This is a genomic window from Arthrobacter sp. SPT-J7, assembly GCF_059089965.1.
The window spans coordinates 1-17,809 of the sequence record NZ_JBNHFF010000047.1; the positions used below are offsets into that span (position 1 = coordinate 1).

At 65.7% G+C, this 17,809-nt stretch carries 15 protein-coding genes and 3 pseudogenes; 11 read left to right on the forward strand and 7 right to left on the reverse strand.

What is annotated here, in order from left to right; all coding sequences use genetic code 11:
• The 3 genes and pseudogenes from AC5RWX_RS21440 to AC5RWX_RS21450 all read left to right on the forward strand — a co-directional run.
• Window positions 1-243 (forward strand): annotated as a pseudogene (locus tag AC5RWX_RS21440) (formylglycine-generating enzyme family protein); the annotation flags it as partial.
• A 266-nt stretch (window positions 244-509) separates the two neighbouring features.
• The gene (locus AC5RWX_RS21445; RefSeq protein ID WP_494098326.1) at window positions 510-1,787 is read left to right on the forward strand and encodes a glycosyltransferase; all 1,278 of its coding nucleotides are present in this window, start codon (window positions 510-512) and stop codon (window positions 1,785-1,787) included.
• 215 nt (window positions 1,788-2,002) lie between these two features.
• Window positions 2,003-2,266 (forward strand): hypothetical protein, encoded by a 264-nt coding sequence (locus tag AC5RWX_RS21450; RefSeq protein WP_494098338.1) that lies wholly within the window; start codon window positions 2,003-2,005, stop codon window positions 2,264-2,266.
• Window positions 2,267-2,724: 458 nt separating this feature from the next.
• Here AC5RWX_RS21450 and AC5RWX_RS21455 read toward each other — a convergent pair whose 3' ends face one another.
• The 6 genes from AC5RWX_RS21455 to AC5RWX_RS21480 all read right to left on the reverse strand — a co-directional run bounded on the left by AC5RWX_RS21455 (window position 2,725) and on the right by AC5RWX_RS21480 (window position 11,010).
• A complete protein-coding gene (locus AC5RWX_RS21455) occupies window positions 2,725-5,130 on the reverse strand; it encodes a zinc metalloprotease (protein WP_494098327.1) in 2,406 nt (801 codons plus the stop codon).
• Between the two features lie 6 nt (window positions 5,131-5,136).
• The gene (locus AC5RWX_RS21460; RefSeq protein ID WP_494098339.1) at window positions 5,137-5,862 is read right to left on the reverse strand and encodes a peptidoglycan-binding protein; all 726 of its coding nucleotides are present in this window, start codon (window positions 5,860-5,862) and stop codon (window positions 5,137-5,139) included.
• Window positions 5,863-6,009: 147 nt separating this feature from the next.
• A complete protein-coding gene (locus AC5RWX_RS21465) occupies window positions 6,010-7,800 on the reverse strand; it encodes an ABC transporter permease subunit (protein ID WP_494098328.1) in 1,791 nt (596 codons plus the stop codon).
• Window positions 7,800-9,335 carry an ABC transporter substrate-binding protein gene (locus tag AC5RWX_RS21470; RefSeq protein ID WP_494098329.1) on the reverse strand — a complete coding sequence of 512 codons (1,536 nt, stop codon included), beginning with the start codon at window positions 9,333-9,335 and terminating at the stop codon, window positions 7,800-7,802. The genes AC5RWX_RS21465 and AC5RWX_RS21470 overlap by 1 nt, the downstream gene beginning before the upstream one ends.
• Before the next feature lie 41 nt (window positions 9,336-9,376).
• Complete coding sequence (locus AC5RWX_RS21475; protein ID WP_494098330.1) at window positions 9,377-10,159, reverse strand: ABC transporter ATP-binding protein; 783 nt, start codon at window positions 10,157-10,159, stop codon at window positions 9,377-9,379.
• A gap of 68 nt (window positions 10,160-10,227) precedes the next feature.
• The gene (locus AC5RWX_RS21480; protein ID WP_494098331.1) at window positions 10,228-11,010 is read right to left on the reverse strand and encodes an ATP-binding cassette domain-containing protein; all 783 of its coding nucleotides are present in this window, start codon (window positions 11,008-11,010) and stop codon (window positions 10,228-10,230) included.
• Between the two features lie 354 nt (window positions 11,011-11,364).
• Between AC5RWX_RS21480 and AC5RWX_RS21485 the strand changes: the two genes are divergently transcribed.
• Both AC5RWX_RS21485 and AC5RWX_RS21490 read left to right on the forward strand, forming a co-directional pair.
• Window positions 11,365-11,697, forward strand: coding sequence for an ArsR/SmtB family transcription factor (locus tag AC5RWX_RS21485; RefSeq protein WP_494098332.1), 333 nt, complete (start codon window positions 11,365-11,367; stop codon window positions 11,695-11,697).
• Window positions 11,697-12,539, forward strand: coding sequence for a cation efflux transmembrane domain-containing protein (locus AC5RWX_RS21490; protein ID WP_494098333.1), 843 nt, complete (start codon window positions 11,697-11,699; stop codon window positions 12,537-12,539). Before AC5RWX_RS21485 ends, AC5RWX_RS21490 begins: the two co-directional genes overlap by 1 nt.
• 126 nt (window positions 12,540-12,665) lie before the next feature.
• Here AC5RWX_RS21490 and AC5RWX_RS21495 read toward each other — a convergent pair.
• Window positions 12,666-12,801, reverse strand: a pseudogene (locus AC5RWX_RS21495) (ribosomal protein bL36); the annotation flags it as partial.
• 231 nt (window positions 12,802-13,032) lie between these two features.
• Between AC5RWX_RS21495 and AC5RWX_RS21500 the strand changes: the two are divergent.
• From AC5RWX_RS21500 to AC5RWX_RS21525, 6 genes and pseudogenes are all read left to right on the forward strand, one after another.
• On the forward strand, window positions 13,033-13,899 hold the full coding sequence (locus tag AC5RWX_RS21500) for a metal ABC transporter substrate-binding protein (RefSeq protein WP_494098340.1): 867 nt from the start codon (window positions 13,033-13,035) through the stop codon (window positions 13,897-13,899).
• A 44-nt stretch (window positions 13,900-13,943) separates the two neighbouring features.
• Window positions 13,944-14,690, forward strand: a complete 747-nt coding sequence (locus tag AC5RWX_RS21505; RefSeq protein ID WP_494098334.1) for a metal ABC transporter ATP-binding protein — start codon at window positions 13,944-13,946, stop codon at window positions 14,688-14,690.
• On the forward strand, window positions 14,690-15,604 hold the full coding sequence (locus AC5RWX_RS21510) for a metal ABC transporter permease (RefSeq protein WP_494098335.1): 915 nt from the start codon (window positions 14,690-14,692) through the stop codon (window positions 15,602-15,604). Before AC5RWX_RS21505 ends, AC5RWX_RS21510 begins: the two co-directional genes overlap by 1 nt.
• Before the next feature lies 1 nt (window position 15,605).
• Window positions 15,606-15,989, forward strand: coding sequence for a Fur family transcriptional regulator (locus AC5RWX_RS21515; protein ID WP_494098336.1), 384 nt, complete (start codon window positions 15,606-15,608; stop codon window positions 15,987-15,989).
• A gap of 204 nt (window positions 15,990-16,193) precedes the next feature.
• Window positions 16,194-17,405: a hypothetical protein gene (locus AC5RWX_RS21520; protein ID WP_494098337.1), complete on the forward strand. Its 1,212-nt coding sequence runs from the start codon at window positions 16,194-16,196 to the stop codon at window positions 17,403-17,405.
• Window positions 17,406-17,493: 88 nt separating this feature from the next.
• A pseudogene (locus AC5RWX_RS21525) lies at window positions 17,494-17,809 on the forward strand (hypothetical protein); the annotation flags it as partial.

Consider the following 17,809-nt stretch of genomic DNA (forward strand, 5'->3'; position numbering starts at 1 on the left):
GCACCTTCCCCGAAGCCAACATCCAAGAAGACGGCTTCTAGTCAACGGCGCCCGTCCGCAGCTTCCCACTCAATGGTTAGGGGCTATACGAAGTGAGCGGCAATGTCTAAGAATGGTGCGCTGATTGGTTCCTGCCCAAGTACTACCGCAATCCACCAGCAAAACCCTCCGGGCCCGCTATCGGCAGGGGCCGGGTTATGCGCGGCGGGTCCTCCCCTGTTTCACGACTCGTATTGCAACCGCAGCCCGTCCTGACCGCCCCTGCGTCGCTTAACCTCCCGGAAAGCCGGCGGTTGAGAACTCCACAATGTGCTCTTTCGTCATGCAGGAAGGAAATAGTGAAACCGGTGACCAGTCCCTTGAACCTTTCAAGGAAGAACACCGCGAGCTGGGGACCACCTCATAGCAACTGAAGGTGTAACATCCCAGGTGGTGTGCCGGGAAGCCTGGTCGGCGGCGATGCCGCCCCGCCCCTGGGCGGCCAGTGAGCCCGTCCAGAGGAGCCTGCCATGCATGTCTTGATCATGTCGTTCGGGACCCGCGGCGACATCCAGCCCTACGCCGCCCTCGCGGGGGCGCTTGCCCGCGCCGGGCACGACGTCACCCTCGCTGTGCCTGAGGGGTTCGAAAATCTGGTGCCACACGCCGGTCCCGGGACCATCATGCACTATCCCGCCGGCTCCACAATGCTGCGCCTTGTTCAGGAGGTTATGCCCGATGTGAGCGGTCCCAGGGATGCATTGCGAACACTGGGGATCATGACGTCCGTGCTGCGCGAGCTCAACGCGGAATGCTGGGCTGCAGCGCAGGTGGTGCGTCCGGACGTCGTCGTGTACCACCCCAAATGTCTTGCCGGGCCGCACATCGCCGAAGCACTCGCAGTGCCCGGCGTGCTTTCCCTCCCGTTGCCGTTCTTCACCCCTACACGTGCATACGCCATGCCCTTCCTCGGCGGCGCCTCTTTCGGGGCGCTGGGAAACCGCGCTTCCTACGCGTTCCGCCGGATGAGTGGAGCCATATACGGCGGCATGATCAACAACTTCCGACGCGGGGTCGGCCTGAATGCCGTCCGCCGCCTCGCCGACCCGCTCAGGAACCCGGACGGCAGTCCGGTCCACGTCTTGTACCCATACAGCAGGCACGTTGTGCCTGTCCCCGGTGACTACCCGCCTTCAGCCCACGTCACGGGCTACTGGTTTTTGGATCACAGCGACGACGGCTGGGATCCGCCCTCACAACTGGTGGACTTCCTCGCGGCGGGTGAGCCCCCGGTCTACGTTGGGTTCGGCTCGATGGGCTTCGGCAAGGGAGCGGACGAGCGCCGGGACGCCGTCCTGGCCGCTCTGCGGGTTCATGGTCTACGGGGAATCATCGCGACGGGGTGGGGCGGAATCACGCCGGGCGAGGCTGGCACCGACGACGTCCTGGTCCTGGAGGGCGCGCCCCACGAATGGCTTTTCCCGCGTGTCGCTGCAGTCGTGCACCACGGCGGTGCGGGCTCGACGGCAGCCGGCATACGGGCGGGTCGGCCCACGCTCGTCGTACCGTTCCTCGGGGACCAGCCATTCTGGGGCGCGCGGGTCCATGCGCTTGGCGTCGGACCCGCCCCGCTCCGGGCCAAGCATCTCGGCACAGGCCTGACAGAACGTCTCGGCGACCTCGTCCACACCGACTATTACGCCTCCCGTGCCGATGGAGTAGGCACCGCAATCCGCGCCGAAAATGGCCTCGCCGCCGGTGTGCTCGCCCTGGAGCAGATCACGGGTGTTACTTCCGCCCACGAATAGACCAGCCGCACGGCGGCGTGGGTACGGCAACAGCCCGGCTCACCCAGCGGCGGGCTAGGTTGCAAGACCTCCAGGTGGGGCTGGGCAGACTTGTGGCACGTTTATCCTTCTGGAGCTGCGGAGTGTGGTGCCTCCATCAAGCAGGTTCTCCGTGTAGATTTCACTTGTGCGAATCACCTGGTGGGCTTCGCTTCTTGATCGTGCTGATGAAAGGGATGTCCGTGAGCCGTTCCCACTTTGAGGTTTTTCTCGCGCAGGCTATTGATGAGGACCGGGACGCTGAGGCAGGGCTGGGCCCTGACGAGCTTTACGGCTTGTATACGAGCTGGTGCCTGCTGAACAAGGAGGCGCCACACGCTCCAGAAGCTTTGTGGGAGGCGCTGAAAGCTCATGACATTCCGCCGGCGGATAATCACGTGGGGATGAAAGGACCGGCCGCGGCCGATTACATCATCGCCAGCGAACCTGATCTGGTCTGAAGACTTTCAGGTGCTGCGGGCGTCAAAACCGGGCAGGTGACCCAGGTCGGTTCTGAGGTGTCTCATCGGCGTAGGGGCCGGCCCCTGACCTCTTGAGAACTGCCTCGTTCATCCTGGTGCCGGCCTCAATTCCAGGGATTGTCTGACGTCGCGAAGCTGCGCTCAAGTCCTCTGCGGTGGGCCTGCCGTGGGATGTGCTTGACCCCGCTGACCGTAACCTGTTGTTCACGTCACATCTATACGCTCTTACTACCGTCGTCGTAACGGCCCAGAAGGGATCTACGATCGCGGTCGGTGGTCCGCGCCGCGCTTGGGGGGCGGACCACCGCTTACATGCGGACAGAAGAAGAATGATGTAGACGCTCGGCCCGGGGAAAGGCCGGCCGATATCCATCGCCGGGGCCTGTGAAGGCGGCGGGATATGCCCAGACCATCCCATACGCCATGGCAAGTGCACTCTAGCTGGGGTTTGCGGTGGGTGCTGGCTCCATGACGGGGGCCGTGTCCCCGGTATCCGCTGTTGGCGCCGGCGTCTCATCGGGGGTGTACGACGGCGCCAAGTCACCCGCTGCGGGCTGGGTAGCCGGAGCGGTTGGCACCATAGTCGGTAACGGGGCTGGTGCCCCTCCTTCCTGGGCCTGGGATGCGGGCGCCGGGGGCGTACCGGCCGGCGTGTTAGCTCCGCTGGGCACTGGTGTTCCCGTGGCCGGAGAGGTCCTGGTGGCACTGGGCTCGGCCTTGATGACCGCGGTAATTTGTTCCTTGAAGGCGGCGAGCCGGGCCTGGATTTCGGACAGCGGCACGTTCTGGATGTTCCGGCCGTACTCTGCGATCTCAGCCCACAGGGCATTGAGCCGGGCCAAGCTGTCCTCGCCCAGCGGGCCGTCCAGGGTCAGGACCAGCTGGCTGGCCAGGGCGTAGGTGAGGCAGTCCAGGCAGTTGTAGTTAACGGCCGCAGACAGGTTCCCCGGGACGATGATGTCGGCCTGACCCACGATGAGGACCACCTGGAAGCCCACAGCCACCGCGGCGCAACCGGTGCAGCTGGCGAAGGCGTAAGCCTCATTCCTGGTATCCACCGATCCGCCGTCCTCGGCCCACACCAAGGCGAAGGCCACGCTATACGTCACCGAACCGTCGGTAGTGTTCACGGCGAGGGCCTGGTTGCCGTCCGCCTCTGGTGCGGCCGGCCGGTCAAAAGGGAAGATCCAGGACGGCGCCGCGGTGGTGCCGGCAACTGTTGGGGCCGACCCGGCGGCGGGGGCAGGGTTCTCCACCGGAACCAGAACCATGCTCAGCTGCGGTTTTTCCCGTGTCGGCTTCACCGCGCCTTCGGGCCAGAGAGCCACAGTGCGGCTGCTGTGGCCTTCCTGCAGCACCCTGATCCCCTGCGGGAGGATCGAGGTGGTGGCGTCAGCCAGCGTGCCGCGTTCGTACGGCTGAACGGGACGGTATGTCCCGCCGTCGGGCCACCATGCCCAGCCGAGCCCGGCCAGCAGCGCCGCCACGGCAGCCATGGCCGCGGTCCGCTGGAAGGCCTTGCCCCGCGTCCTCTTCCAAAGACCGGTGACCAGTTGCCGCAGCAGCCGGAACAGGATGTACAGCATGCCAAGTATGGGCAGCGCGAGGGCGACGAACGCCAGCATGCGCACGCCAGCGCCGGCCAGGTCCCCGGCGGAGAGGCTGGCAACGAGCAGGCCCTGCTGCTTGCCGGCGCTGTCCCAAGCGGTGGCCAGCAGCCGCGGCAGGGCGAGCACCATCATGGCCAGGCTGAACAGCAGCAGTGGCACGGTGACCAGCACCCACACAGTCACCACGGCCCGGGCCCAGGGCTTGAGCACCTTGTTTTCCGGTTTGCCCCAGTGCCAGGGCAGCAGGCCAAGAAGGGTGGGTTTGATGCGCTGGAACAGGTCGGGCACACCGGTGGTGTCCGCCAGGATGTGGTACCCGTCAAACCTCACCAGGGGAAGCAGTTGCCGGACCATCTGCAGGATCTGGGTGACCACCACCAGCAGCAGCGCATCGAAGCCGGTGGCCCACCACAGCCCCATGATGGCCACGGCCACGATCGCGTTGAAGTACAGGCCGCCCAGGTCGGTGCGGAGCCGGCCGCCGCGGCCCAGCCGGTACGAATCGGTGACGTCCGTGAAGAAAGCGGGCCACACGAGGTACAGCCCCGCGCCCATCGCCCCGGGCGTCGCGCCACCTTTACGCGCGGCTGCGGCATGCCCGAATTCGTGGAAGCCGGCCGAGAGGATGGTTATGGCAAAAATCAGCAGCAGCAGTGCCGGGTTGGCGAACGCTTCATGGGTGGCCGAACCAAGGCCCTTCACCATCAACACCCACCAACAGGCTGCCACGAACGCCACCGTAACGGCCACCACGATCAGCGGGTTAAACAGGACCGTGAACGGGGCTGTTATTTTCCGGGTGCGCTCCGGGTCCGTCACGGTGTACCGGAAACGCATCCCGAGCAGCGGGTCTGCTTTCTTCACCTCCGGCTGGGAGCCATCCGCCAGCCGGAGAAGTCCCATCGGCAGCAGCTGGGCATCCATCAGCGTGCGCACGTTGTCAGCACTGACGAGCCGCCCCGACCCCTGCGTGGCGTGCTGCGCGATCTCCTCCACGCTCCGGTTCCCGTCGGCGCCCTCCAGCACCAGGTAGAGCAGCCGGGTGAGCTGCAGGGTCTGGCCGTCGCCGCGGCGGACCAGCGAGGGTGCTTCGCGGTAACCGGACCCCTCGGACTGGCCCAGCAGTTGGACGCCGTCGGCGCGCACGGGCACCTGCAGCGGGTGCCCCGTAAGGGAGGCAGGGGACGACGGCGGGCCGGCCTCAGAGCACGGCCCGCCGGTGGCGTGGATCATCGGTGCTTACTGTTCGAGGCTGGACTGCTGGTCGGCAGAGGCGTTGGCTTCACCCTCGATGTGCTGGGAAATGATGGCGTCCTGCTCGGCTACGGCGTACGCCTCGCTGTCGATCGAACCGATGTTCGCGGCCACCGCGGCATCGATCGGCGCGGCCACGTTCGCGTTGGCTGCCACGGCACCGTTGATCGGTGCGGCGATGTCGGCGTCGGCGGCCAGGTCCACGTTGACGTTGAGCAGGTCCCCGTCAAGGGCGGCCGCCGCATCCACGGGCGGTGCTCCGACGTCGGGAAGCGTACCGTCCGGAGGGGTGCCGTCAGGGAGGAGGCTCCCGCCGTCGGCCGTTCCTGCAATGGTGCCCGGCCCGGTGGTTCCGGCGCCCGCCGTGGTGCCGCCGTCGTCGACCGTATCGTTGCCGTGGTTGATGGTGCTGTCCTGCGTGGACTCAGCGTTCGCGTCCGCCACGATGCCCTGCTCGATCATGACCCCCTGGTCCGCCAGCGCCTGGGCCTCGGAGCCAAAGGAGAGGATGTTGGCCGACGCCGCCGCATCGATCGGTGCGGCCACGTTCGCGTTGGCTGCAACGGCCAAATCGATCGGAGCTGCTGCGTTAATGCCCAGGTCCAGGTCCGCGTTCAAGTCCAGGACGGACGCGACTTCCTTGTCCGGCAAAGCTGTGGCCTGTTCCGACATCAGTTCGTCGTCAGTAAGGGGACGCATTTCATGTTCCATGCTCATGCAACCTCCGGATCCGGCACGGGTTAGTCCGCCCCCAGCGGGCAGCCCGGCGCCAGTTAATAGTAAGTATTATTAGCATTCGTGGATACTGAATGCTTCGCTGACGACGTGTGGAAGGCCTGGCCGCTCGCCGGTCCTTGGTCAGTCTTTGGATGATGATGGGGAGGCAGGCATTACCCTTTTTGGGATCAACCAGTGAGGTTTGGTTGGCGGCTGTGTCGTGCCCAGGATGGAGAGTGAGACGGCCAGGATCGAGGCCAGCGCCAGCGCGGTGGCCGGTGCGAGGATGGCCCAGGGAGCCCGCTCGACGTAGTTGATTCCTTCGGCAAGGATCAGTCCCCATTCCGGGGAGGGCTGTTGCGGCCCGAGCCCGAGGAATCCGAGGGCGGCCAGGGCGAGAGCGATTCCCGGTACCCGCAGCATGGCGTGTCTGAAGACGGGGGGCAGGACTGCGGGAAGGATGTAGCGCCACAGGACCCGGGCCGGGCCAACACCCAGGACGGGGAGGATCTTTACGTACGGTTCTGCCCTGGCTTCCTGCGCCAGGGCCGCTGTGTGCGCGGCCAGCGGGGCCCAGCTGACCAGGATCACTGCGATTGCCGCGCCTTGCGTGGAGGGGCCGGTGATGGCTGCCACGATCAGCCCGACGAGGATGGGAGGTGCTGCGTTGGCTACTTCCAAAGGCCCGGTGGCCGCCAGCGGGAACAGTCCGATGATGGTGCCGATGGCCAGGCAGGCCAGGACGACCAACAGTGCTGTTCCGAGGGTGGCAATGGAGCCGTGGCCCACCCGTGCCAGCAGGTCGCGGCCGGACGCATCTGCACCGAAGGGCAACAGCAGTGTGGGGGCTGCGAGTCTGGGGTGGTTGGAGCTGAAGGGGTCACGCAGAAGCCCGGCGATGATGATGGCTGCCAGTGCTCCTGCGCTGATGAGGGGCACCATGGCGTCGCGCCGGGTTGAGGCGCGGGCATGTCCGGTGACGGGCATCGCGCCGGTTCGAAGCGCGGCGCCAAGCAGTGCGCAGCGTGCTGCCGCGGCCAGGGAACCTAACGCGACGGCCAGAACCAGGAGCGCCAGGATTCCTGCCTGCAGGGCCGGGATGTCCTGGGCGTTGGCTGCTCCCAGTATGGCCCGGCCCAGTCCGGGGATCGCGAACACTTTTTCCACCGCCACCGCCCCGCCGGTGAGGCCGATGACCACCAGCGCGGTTTGATTGAGCACGGCCGGCATGGCCCGGCGCAGGACGGCGGCGGTGATCTGGGCGGGGCTGGCGCCTGCCATGGCCCAGGTTGCCGTCCATTTTTCCGTGAAGGCGGTGCTGATCGCATCGGAGAGCAGCCTGCCGATCAGGCCGCCGGCCGGCAGGCCCAGGGCCAGCGCCGGCAGCACGGCCTGGTGCAGTCCCTGCCAGCCGTAAGGGGGGAACCAGCCCAGCCAGACCGCGCCAATGATGAGCAGCATGGCGGCGAGCAGGAATTCAGGAAGGGAGGTCAGGGCCGCCGCGACGACACCGGATCCGCGTCCAGGTTTCCCTGCCAGGCCACGCACCACGGTGGGCATGCACAGCAGGACGGCACTGACTACGGCGACCACCACGGCGCAGGCCATCAGGGTTGTGGAGACAGCCAGCGCAGCCACGGTTCCGGGCCCGACAGGGGTATTGGAGACCCAGGAGGTGCCAAGGTCTCCGCGGAGAACGCCGCCGAGCCAGCCAAGGAAGATATGGAACGGTCCCTGGTCCAGCCCGAGTTCGGCGCGGATCATGCCCAGCGTTTCATCGGTAGCTTCCCGGTCCGCGTACCTGGCGCGCAGGATGGTGTATTCCGGGCGTTGCCCGGAGAGCCAGGGCAACAGACCGATGAGCATGACCATCGCGGCCAGCGCCAGGACACGGGAGATGGCCGTTTTGATGAAGGCCGGGCAGCACCGCATTATCCGGAGATTCCCGTCTTGCTGGTGATCAGTGCACGTTCGCGGGGGTCGCGTTCGACGTCGCGGACCTTGGCGGATTCGCCCTGAACGACCCGTTCGTGCAGCAGCGGCACAACGGCGTCATTGGCCAGGATCAGTGCCTCAGCTGCGGCGATGGCTTCCCGGCGTTCCGGCCCTGCCGGTATCGCGGCGGCTTTGACCAGGGCTGCGTCCACGTCCGCGTTGCAGAACTGGGAGATGTTGAACGAGCCGTCGCAGGAGAAATCGCTGTAGAGGTATGCCACCGGGTCCCCGGAGTCCAGGACGGTGGCCCTGGAGAGGATGAACGCGTCGAATTTGCCGTCCAGGGCGTCGGATTCGATGTGCTGGTATTCGCGCACATCCTGTTCGACGATGAACCCGGCTGCTTCGAGCTGTTGTTCGATCTGCACGGCGACCTCGGGCAGTTCGGCGCGGTCCGTGAAGGTGCCAAGGCTGATCCGGACCCCGTTGACGGGTGCGGCAGCGGGCCGCTTGGCCAGCGCCTCGGTGTAGGAAGCTTTTTCGCGTTCCCCGGTTGCCCAGGGCAGCGCCGGGCCGAGCAGGCCGCCGGCAGAGTCGGCGCGGCCTTCATAGACGCGTTCGACGATGGTGGCCCGCTCGATCGCCTCCCGGGCTGCCGCCCGGACGGCAGGGTCCGCGAACGGCCCTGAGGTGTTGTTGAGGTAGAGGGTGTTTGTCCTGGGCATCGGCACTTCATGGACCAGCCCGGGGTCGATCTGGGCCGCCTGCCCGACAGGGATGGCTTCGATGACGTCGGCGGTTCCGGTCCGTAAGGCCGCGGCTCGGGCGGTGCCGTCGGGCACGAACTGGACATCCAGGCCGCTGCTGGCCGCCTTTTCACCCCAATAGCCGTCGAACCTGTTCAGGGTCGCTGCGGTGGTTCCGTCCACCGAGGCCAGGACGTAGGGGCCGGTGCCGGCGTTGATAGGGCTGACCACACCGCCGGCCTTGTAGGCCGAAGCGGCCAGGATGGACAGCTGTGGGCTCGACAGCCGCTGCGGGACCAGCGGGTCATCCGTTCCGGTAGTGATTAGGACAGCGTTCTCACCTTCCGGGGCCGCTGTCAGCTGGACGCCGTCCAGGATCCGCGGCTTCGGGCTGGCGTTGGCCGCGGCCGTCAGCGACGCTGCGACCTGTTCGGCGGTGAGGACCGTACCGTCGTGGAACGTGACCCCGGTCCGGAGTTCAAAGCGCCAGGTCCTGCCGTCGATTTGCTCCCAGGTGGTGGCCAGGGCGGGCTGGGCGTCGCCCAGGACGTCAAGGACGACGAGGGTTTCGGCGGTCTTCCAGCGGGAGAGCTTGAAGGCATCATCACTCAGGGGCGTCAGTCCGGAGCGGGGTGGCTGGAGCATAGCCACCTTGATACGGGCATCGGCACTGGCGCCATCTGCTGCCGGGGCAGTCCCGGAGGCGGAGAAGCATCCGCTGAGGCTTACGGTCACCGCTGCTGCCAGGAGCAGCACAGCACCTGCTTTCGGGCGTGAACTGGCCATGGGTTGTCACCTGTCTTTCGTTGATGGAGTTTGCTTACGTTTTAGGCTGCTGTGTTTGGCTGGGGGTCCCTTCGGGGGCGTTGGCTCTGTGCAGATTTCCCGGGATCAGCGCCTCTCCGGGGTGCGGAAAGTCGTGGGATGGCGGCGATGAGTTCGCGGGTTCCCGGATGCCGGGCGCTGGCCAGCAATTTCGAGGTTGCGCCCTGCTCTATGACGTTCCCTGAGGAGAGGACGACCGTCCGGGCGCACAGCTGAGCGACGGCGGCCAGATCGTGCGAGACGAAGAGCAGCCCCAGCCCGTCCCGGGCGACCAGCCGGCCCAGCAGGGTCAGGACCGTTTCCCGCAGGGGCAGGTCAAGTCCGCTGACCGGCTCATCGGCGAGGAGAAATTGTGGTGAGGTCGCCAGCGCCCGGGCGATGGCCACACGCTGGTTCTGGCCCCCGGACAGTTCCCCGGGCCGCCGGTTGATGAGCTCCGGGTCCAGGTCCACCCGTTCCAAAGCTTCCCGGACCATCCTGCGGTGGTCCCCGCGGATCCTCAGCTGCTGCAGGGGTTCAAGCAGCAGCTGGTGCACGCTCATGCGCGGGTTAAGGCTGCCGGCCGGGTTCTGCGGCACGTATTGCACAATTCGGCGGTACCACCGCAGTGAGGACACGGACCCGGCCCTGACGGGGGCACCGTCAAGCTCTACGGTGCCGGCCGTGGGGCATTCCAGAGCCAGCAAGGTGCGCAGCAACGTGGATTTGCCGGAACCGGAGCTTCCCACCAGTGCGGTGCTTTCACCGCCGGTCACCGACAGGGACACGTCCTTCAGAGCATCCACGCTCCTGCCCCATCGCCCCAAGCCGCTGCGGTAACTGTGGCTGAGGTTCACACACCGCAGTTCCATACTCATGCCCCTGCCCCCTGGGCGAAGGCATGGGTGCCGGCCTCTGCAGCTTCCACCAGCTGCCGCGTATAGCTGTGCTGAGGGCTGGCCAGGAGCCGGCTTATTGGTGCCTCTTCAACGATCCGGCCCGACTGCATCACCAGTGCACGTGTGCACAGTGATGCAGCGACAGCCAGGTCATGGGTGATGAAGAGCATGGCCGCTGTGCCGCCGGTACAGTCCCTGAGCGCGTCCAGGACCTTGGCCTGGCTGATGACGTCCAAAGCGGTCGTCGGTTCGTCCGCGATCAGGACAGAGAAGCGGCGCGCGAGGGCCAGTGCGATGCAGACCCTTTGCAGCTGGCCGCCGGAGAGCTCGCCGCTGTAGCCGGACAGCACCCGCTCCGGATCCGTAAGGCCCACAGACACCAGCAGTTCTGCGGCGCGTGCGCGCGCTTCGGCCCCGGAAAGGCCGGCCTTCAGCAGGGGAAAAGCCAGCTGCCGGCCAAGCCGCACCATCGGGTTAAGTGCGGTAGCGGGGTCCTGATGGACCGCGGCGAAGTCCCCGGTCCGATCCATGCGTCTGCCCAAGACCGTGTCCCGGCCATTGACCTGCATCGAACCGTTGACAATCATGCCGTCCGGAAGCTGCCCCAGGACAGCGGACGCAGTCAAAGACTTACCCGAGCCCGAAGCACCCAACAGAGCCACCCGCTCGCCGGCGGCTATCCGGAAGGAAACCCCGGCAACCAGTGCCCGCCCCCGCAGCGATACAGTCAGGTCACGCACAATGAGGCTGGATGTCATGAGGGTTCTTTCATAAGTGGAAGGTCTGCGAGATTCACCCGCGCTCAAAAGATATCAATAATCATTCGCAACAACGTAATCTAGCTGATGGTCCAGCCTTGCCCGTTCAGTCACAGCCGCCCCGCTATGAAATCGAAGGGGCGTCTACTGCACCTTGGGCGGAGGCGGGCAGCAGCTGTCCGCACAAGCGCCGTCTATCCCGCCGTTTTGCCCGTCCGTGCTGATTTTCTCTTTGACCTTCCTGCGGACTTTGCTTCTAGGCGCGGTGTGGGCTCCTTGCTTCAGGAAGGCGGCAGCCTCGCAACAGGAGACTACATTGGGCGATGAATACATCCGCTAATGTACTGTTGGACCATGCAGACCGTCACACACTCCTCCGTTCTTGCCCGCTGCGGCTGGGCGCTGTCTGATCCCACCCGGGCACGGATACTTTTGGCCTTGCGCGATGCCGCGGCCGCCTATCCAAGTGATCTGGCCGATCTGATCGGCGTGTCCAGGCAGAGCCTGTCCAACCACCTCGCCTGCCTGCGCGGCTGTGGTCTGGTGGTGGCCGTGCCCGAAGGCAGGCGGATGCGGTATGAACTGGCCGACCCGAGGCTAGGCCAGGCCCTGACGAATCTTTTGGGCGTCGTGCTGGCCGTTGACCCGGAGCACTGCACCGCCAGTGCCGCGACCGGGTGCTGCTGATGGAGATCCCGGAGATCCGTACCGGCCCGGGGGATGCCGGGCGCGCGGCGGTCCTGACCCGCCGGATCCGCCTTCTGGTAGCAGCCACCATCACCTATAACGTCATCGAGGCGGTCATCGCCGTCGGCGCGGGAACGGTCGCCTCATCCACCGCCTTGATCGGCTTCGGGCTCGACTCGGTCATCGAAGTTTCCTCGGCAGCCGCCGTGGCGTGGCAGTTCTCCGGCGCTGACCCGAAATCGCGCGAAAGGACGGCGCTGCGGTTCATTGCGGTCGCTTTCTTTATGCTGGCACTCTTCGTCACCGTCGGCGCGGTCCGTTCCCTGTCCGGGGCCGGCGAAGCGGAGCACTCCACGGTGGGCATCGTTCTGGCAGCCGTCAGTCTCGCGGTAATGCCGTTCCTGTCGCTGGCGCAGCGCAGGGCAGGCAGGGAGCTCGGTTCCCGGTCAGCTGTCGCCGATTCACGCCAGACCCTTTTGTGCACGTATCTTTCAGGGGTTTTGCTGCTGGGGCTGGTCCTGAACAGCACGCTGGGCTGGTCCTGGGCCGACCCCGTCGCGGCGCTCATTATTGCCGCAGTGGCACTCAAGGAGGGCGTGGATGCCTGGAAGGGCGAGAGCTGCTGCGCATTCGCGCCGCCGGGAATCGAGCGCCTGCCCGGGGCGCGTGCCCCGGAAGAAGCGGCAGCGCTCCCGCCGGTGCCGCCAAACGCCGTGCCCCTGGTACTGACCACGAGGGCCGGCACGGACAGCGGGGCATGCTCCTGCTGCAAGGACAGTGCCCACCGGAACAAAACACTGACCGGCAGTACTCCTGCTGACCGGGACCGGCAGCGCCGCTAGCTCCTGGCGATTGCAGCCCGCGGGAGCCATGAGGCGCTGGCCCCCGATGCGACCAGGTGCGGTGTCGGGGACCTCACCGCCTGTTGCACCGCCTCTGCCCAATCGCGACGGCGAGCTGGGGATGCAGCCCTGGCGGGCCTTCATCCGGGGATTCTTCTTGTTGATGACGTAGGTCCGTCCGGCGGCGGGCGATTTGGGCGCCCGGTATTTTCTTCAGCGCCCGCAGTGGGTTCCGTACTTTCTCCACGGCGGCCACCGCCATGCCGAGCACGGCGCTCACTACGACGAACATTGAGGCATTCTCTTTGATTCAGCAGTACCCAAGTTGACACTGATTCTCATTAGGATGAGAATCAGTGTCATGAAATCCCGCACCCGCATTGCCTTTGCCGTGCCCCTTTTGTCCGCGGTCTCCCTAACTGCCTGCAGCCCGGGGACCCCGGCGGAATCATCCTCCGCTGCAACGACCGGAGGAAGCTCCGGCTTGACGGTGATGGCCTCCTTCTACCCGCTGCAGTACGTGACCGAACAGGTCGGCGGGAACCTGGTCACCGTCGAATCCCTCACTCCCCCGGGCACGGAACCGCACGATCTGGAACTGTCCCCGGCCTCAGTAGCTTCCCTGGAAAGCGCAGCGGCCGTAGTCTACCTGTCCGGTTTTCAGCCCGCAGTGGACGAAGCCATCAAGCAGACCTCCCCCGCCCGCGTCCTGGACGTCTCTGAAGAAGCGACCCTGCCGGCCGGGCACTCCGAAGAGGAACACGCAGCAGAAACACCCACCGCCGGCGCCACGGAAGAAGTCCACGCCGGCGAGACTGAAGGGGCACACGCGGGTGAAAGGTCAGCGCAGGACCTGCACTACTGGCTTGACCCCGAACGCGTGGCCCACACCGCCCACGCCGTTGCCAAGGAGCTGGGCAAAGCAGACCCGGCAAACGCTGCCGCCTACGAAGCCAACGCCGGAACGCTGACCGGGAAGCTGACGACCCTGGATGAGGACTTCAAGAAGGGCCTGGCGACCTGCGAAACCCGGACCATCGTGGTCTCCCATGAAGCCTACGGCTACCTCGCCACCAAATATGACCTGAAGCAGGCAGGCATCTCCGGCCTCGCACCGGACACCGAACCGTCCCCGGCACGTCTGGCCGAAATCGGCCAGGTCGTCAAAGATGAAGGAGTGACCACGATCTTCACCGAAACCCTGGTCAACCCGAAGGTCGCCGAAACCCTCGCCGGAGACTTGAACGTCAAGACCGCCGTCCTGGACCCGCTCGAAGGACTCACCGATGAAAGCTCAGACTACGAAAAGGTCATGCGCAGCAACCTCGAAGCCCTGCGCACAGCCCTGAACTGCGCCTAAAAGTGCCTGATAACCTTTCACCCATCCGGACCCGGGAGCTGCGTGTGGCAGTGGAAACGGGAACAATCCTCCACGGCATCGACTTGACCGTCCAGGACGGGGAAGCCGTGGCGCTGCTGGGCGCCAACGGGTCCGGCAAATCCACGCTGGTAAAAGCACTCATGGGCATCACCCCCGTGACCTCCGGGGCTGCAGAACTCTACGGCGCAAACATCACCACGGCACGCCGGTCCGTGCCCTGGTCCCGGATCGGCTATGTTCCCCAGCGACTGGGCCCCAGCTCCGGAGTGCCGGCCACAGCCCTGGAAGTGGTCGGCTCCGGACTGCTGGACAACAGGCGTTTCCGCCCGGGCCGCGGAGCCCGCCGGAAAGCCCTGGAAGCGCTGGAACAGGTCGGACTGGCCGACCGCGCACACCACAGCGTGCAAGTGTTCTCCGGCGGCCAGCAGCAACGCGTGCTCATCGCCCGCGCCCTGGTCCGCAACCCCGACCTGATCATCCTGGATGAACCGCTGGCCGGAATCGACCGGGCCTCCAAGGAAGCCCTCGCCAGTACGCTGAACCGCATGCGCGAGCGGGGGACAACCATCCTGGTGGTGCTGCACGAACTCGGCGAACTGGCCGGCATGATCGAAAGGGCCGTGGTGCTGCGCCACGGCCGGATCATCTTCGACGGACCCCCGCCGCCCGCCGCGCGAGGACACGACCACCCAGATCACGACCATGTCCATGCCCACGCCGACACCTCCCCGCCCGGGCACACCGTCCCCGACCTGCGATCGGAGTGGTAATGGCGTTCTTTGACACCCTGACTGCCATGTTTGCCAGCCCCCTCATGCAGCGCGGGCTGATGGTTGCCGTGTTGGTCGGCATCTCAGCCCCCGTCATGGGCACCTACCTGGTGCAGCGGCGGCTGGCGCTGCTCGGTGACGGGATCGGGCACGTCGCACTGACCGGTGTGGCCATGGGCTGGCTCGCCGGCAGCGCCGCGGGGCTGACCCCCCATGACCTGCTGGCAGTGCCCGGCGCCGTCGTCGCCGCCGTCATCGGGGCCGTGCTCATCGAATTGGTCCGGGAGAAGGGAAAAACCAGTGGAGACGTCGCGCTGGCCCTTCTCTTCTATGGCGGTATCGCCGGCGGGGTGCTGCTTATCGGTCTGGCCGGCGGCACCGCAGCGAACCTTACCGGTTATCTCTTCGGGTCTATCTCCACAGTGACCGAACTGGACGTATGGCTCACCGCCGCCCTGGCAGTGCTCATCCTGGGTATCGGCCTGGGGTTGCGGCCTGCTCTGTTCGCACTGAGTCATGATGAGGAATTTGCCAGCGCCACCGGCCTGCCCATCCGCGCGCTGAACATCCTGGTTGCCGTACTCGCAGCACTGACCGTGTCCGTGTCCATGCGCGTTGTGGGCGTGCTCCTGGTCTCGGCGCTGATGATAGTGCCCGTGGCCATCGCCCAGCTCACGGCACGGTCCTTCCGCGCCACCATGACCACCGCCATGGCTATGGGAGCAGTCGTTTGCGTCACCGGGCTGTCCATCACCTACTTCCACCGTCTCTCCCCCGGGGCGACCATCGTGGTCCTCGCCATCAGCGTCTACGCCGTTGTCGCCCTTCTCCGCCCGCTGATCCAACGCCCGGCGCAGGACACCGATCCCCACCTCGACGCCGAAGACGACGTCCGGCTGCACGAGAAAGCGTGAAATGGAAAGAAGAACCCGGCAACGTTCGGCGCTGGAAGAGATGCTCGAACGCACCGCTGAATTTCAAAGCGCCCAGCAACTGCACACCAAATTGCTGGGCGCCGGGGAAACCCTCGCCCTGGCCACGGTCTACCGGCTCCTGCAATCCATGGTCAGCGAAGGCGAAGTCGACGCGCTCCGCAGCCCGGACAGCGAAACCAAGTACCGCCGATGCCAGCGCAAAGAACACCACCATCACCTTGTCTGCCGCCAATGCGGACACACCATCGAAATCGCCGAAAGCACCGTCCAGCGCTGGGCTGACAAGACTGCCCGCCAACACGGCTTCAGCGCCGTCTCCCACACCTTGGAACTCGTCGGTATTTGCGGTAACTGCCGACCATGAAAGACAGAGAACCCAGGGACAGAGGGTAAGCCACCCCCAACGAGGGCCACAAGCAGCAAGTAGTCCGTCCGCGTCAAAATGAGTACCCGCTACTCGTGCTCGCGGGCCGCCGTCTCGAGGATATTGGCTAGGGACAGCAAAAATCGGACCAACTGCCAAGAACTACCAGGGCATTGAGGGGGGTGCTGCGTGGGAACGTCATTAGTGTCGTTCAATGCGGTCCGCCCTGTGCTTTTTGCCGGCACCCTTGCAGTTGCCTGGTTGGCCTTTTCAGCCCCGTCCAGCGCGGCAGACACAAGCCCGGACTCCGGATCAGTGCTTGGCACCATTTCCGCTGCCGCGTCGCCGGTGAGTTCCACCGCCGTAGGCGGGGCAACCAGCGCCGGCTCCGTTCTCGACACCTCCGCGGCAGCGGTCGCTGAGTCGGCAGTGCCGGCAGCACCTGCCCCGCGTCCTCCAGTACCGGCGACGCCGGTAGCGCATGCCCCCGTCCCCGGACCCTCCCAGTCGGTTCCTGAAAACCTGGCCGGTTTTGTGAGTGTTCCCGTGGCCCCCCTTCCGGTGGTGAACAGGCTTGACCCGGCGGACACTGTAGCCACGACGATCGTGCCGGCCAACCCGGTGATTGACGTCGTTTCGCCGGCTCTTGATGGTACGGCTGTGCCCGATGGGGCGCTGCAGCCTGTGGCCGACGTGGTAACAAAGTCCGCAGGACCGCTTGGCTCTAGCCCGGTCCTCGACGCCGTCACACCCATCACCACACCAGTCCTCGACGCCATAACACCCATCACCACACCAGTCCTCGACGCCGTAACACCCGTGGCTTCACCAGTCCTCGACGCCATCACACCCGTGGCTTCACCAGTCCTCGACGCCATCACACCCGTGGCTTCACCAGTCCTCGACGCCATCACACCGGTGCCCAGCCTGCGACCTGTTCCCGATCTGGGGACAGACGTTGCCCCGTTGCACGTTTCGGCCTTCATTCCGGGCACCGTCGATGACCGGATTCTGTCCGAACTCTCCGCAGCTGACGCCGGTGCCGCTGCCGGCAGCACCGATTCCAGGTCCACGGCACCGCGTGACGCTCTGATTCCTTGCGGATTACTCACCGGGTTCCTGAGCACGCTACTGGTCCCGGCTGCTGCAGCGTCCTTTGTCGGTCCGGGTTCACAAGCCGGCGCTGGAACTCCGCCGGGGTCCTCCGGCGACACAGGTCCAATGCCTGCGCCAATGTGGCTGCCGGTTTCGGGATCAGGATCGGTCCAGTCGTCCGGCGGTTCCCAAACTATCCCCGCGGCGTGGCTCTCCAACAATTTTGAGTATCTTCCCCTGCCGGGCATTGTTCCCGTCAGCGGACCACTTCAGCATGTACCTGCACCGGTGTCTTTCGACCCCGGTTCCTCCCCTGACTAGTTGGGTCCCCGCTGCTCCGTGTGAGCAGAAAAACGACCAACCTGGCCGCACTAAACGGCCGACACCAACTTTTCAGGAGAAACCCATCATGCAAACCAATATTCGCAGAGGACTGCTTGGCACCCTCTTCGCCGGCGGGCTACTAGCCCTGAGCTGCACTGCCGTCAGCGCCTCAGAACCCCTCGAGGCTTCATCCGTTACGGCCAAAACCTCCGGCGATCACAGCATCGCCTCCGGAAACCAGATCATCGCCCCAGTCACCGCCCCCGTCACCATAGACGCCATCTCAACAGCAGTCCTCGGCGACTCCACCGCCATCAACAAGGACGGCAACTACAAGGACGGAAACCAGAAGGCCGACGGAAACCACAAGGGCGGCAACTACAAGGACGGGAACAAGGGAG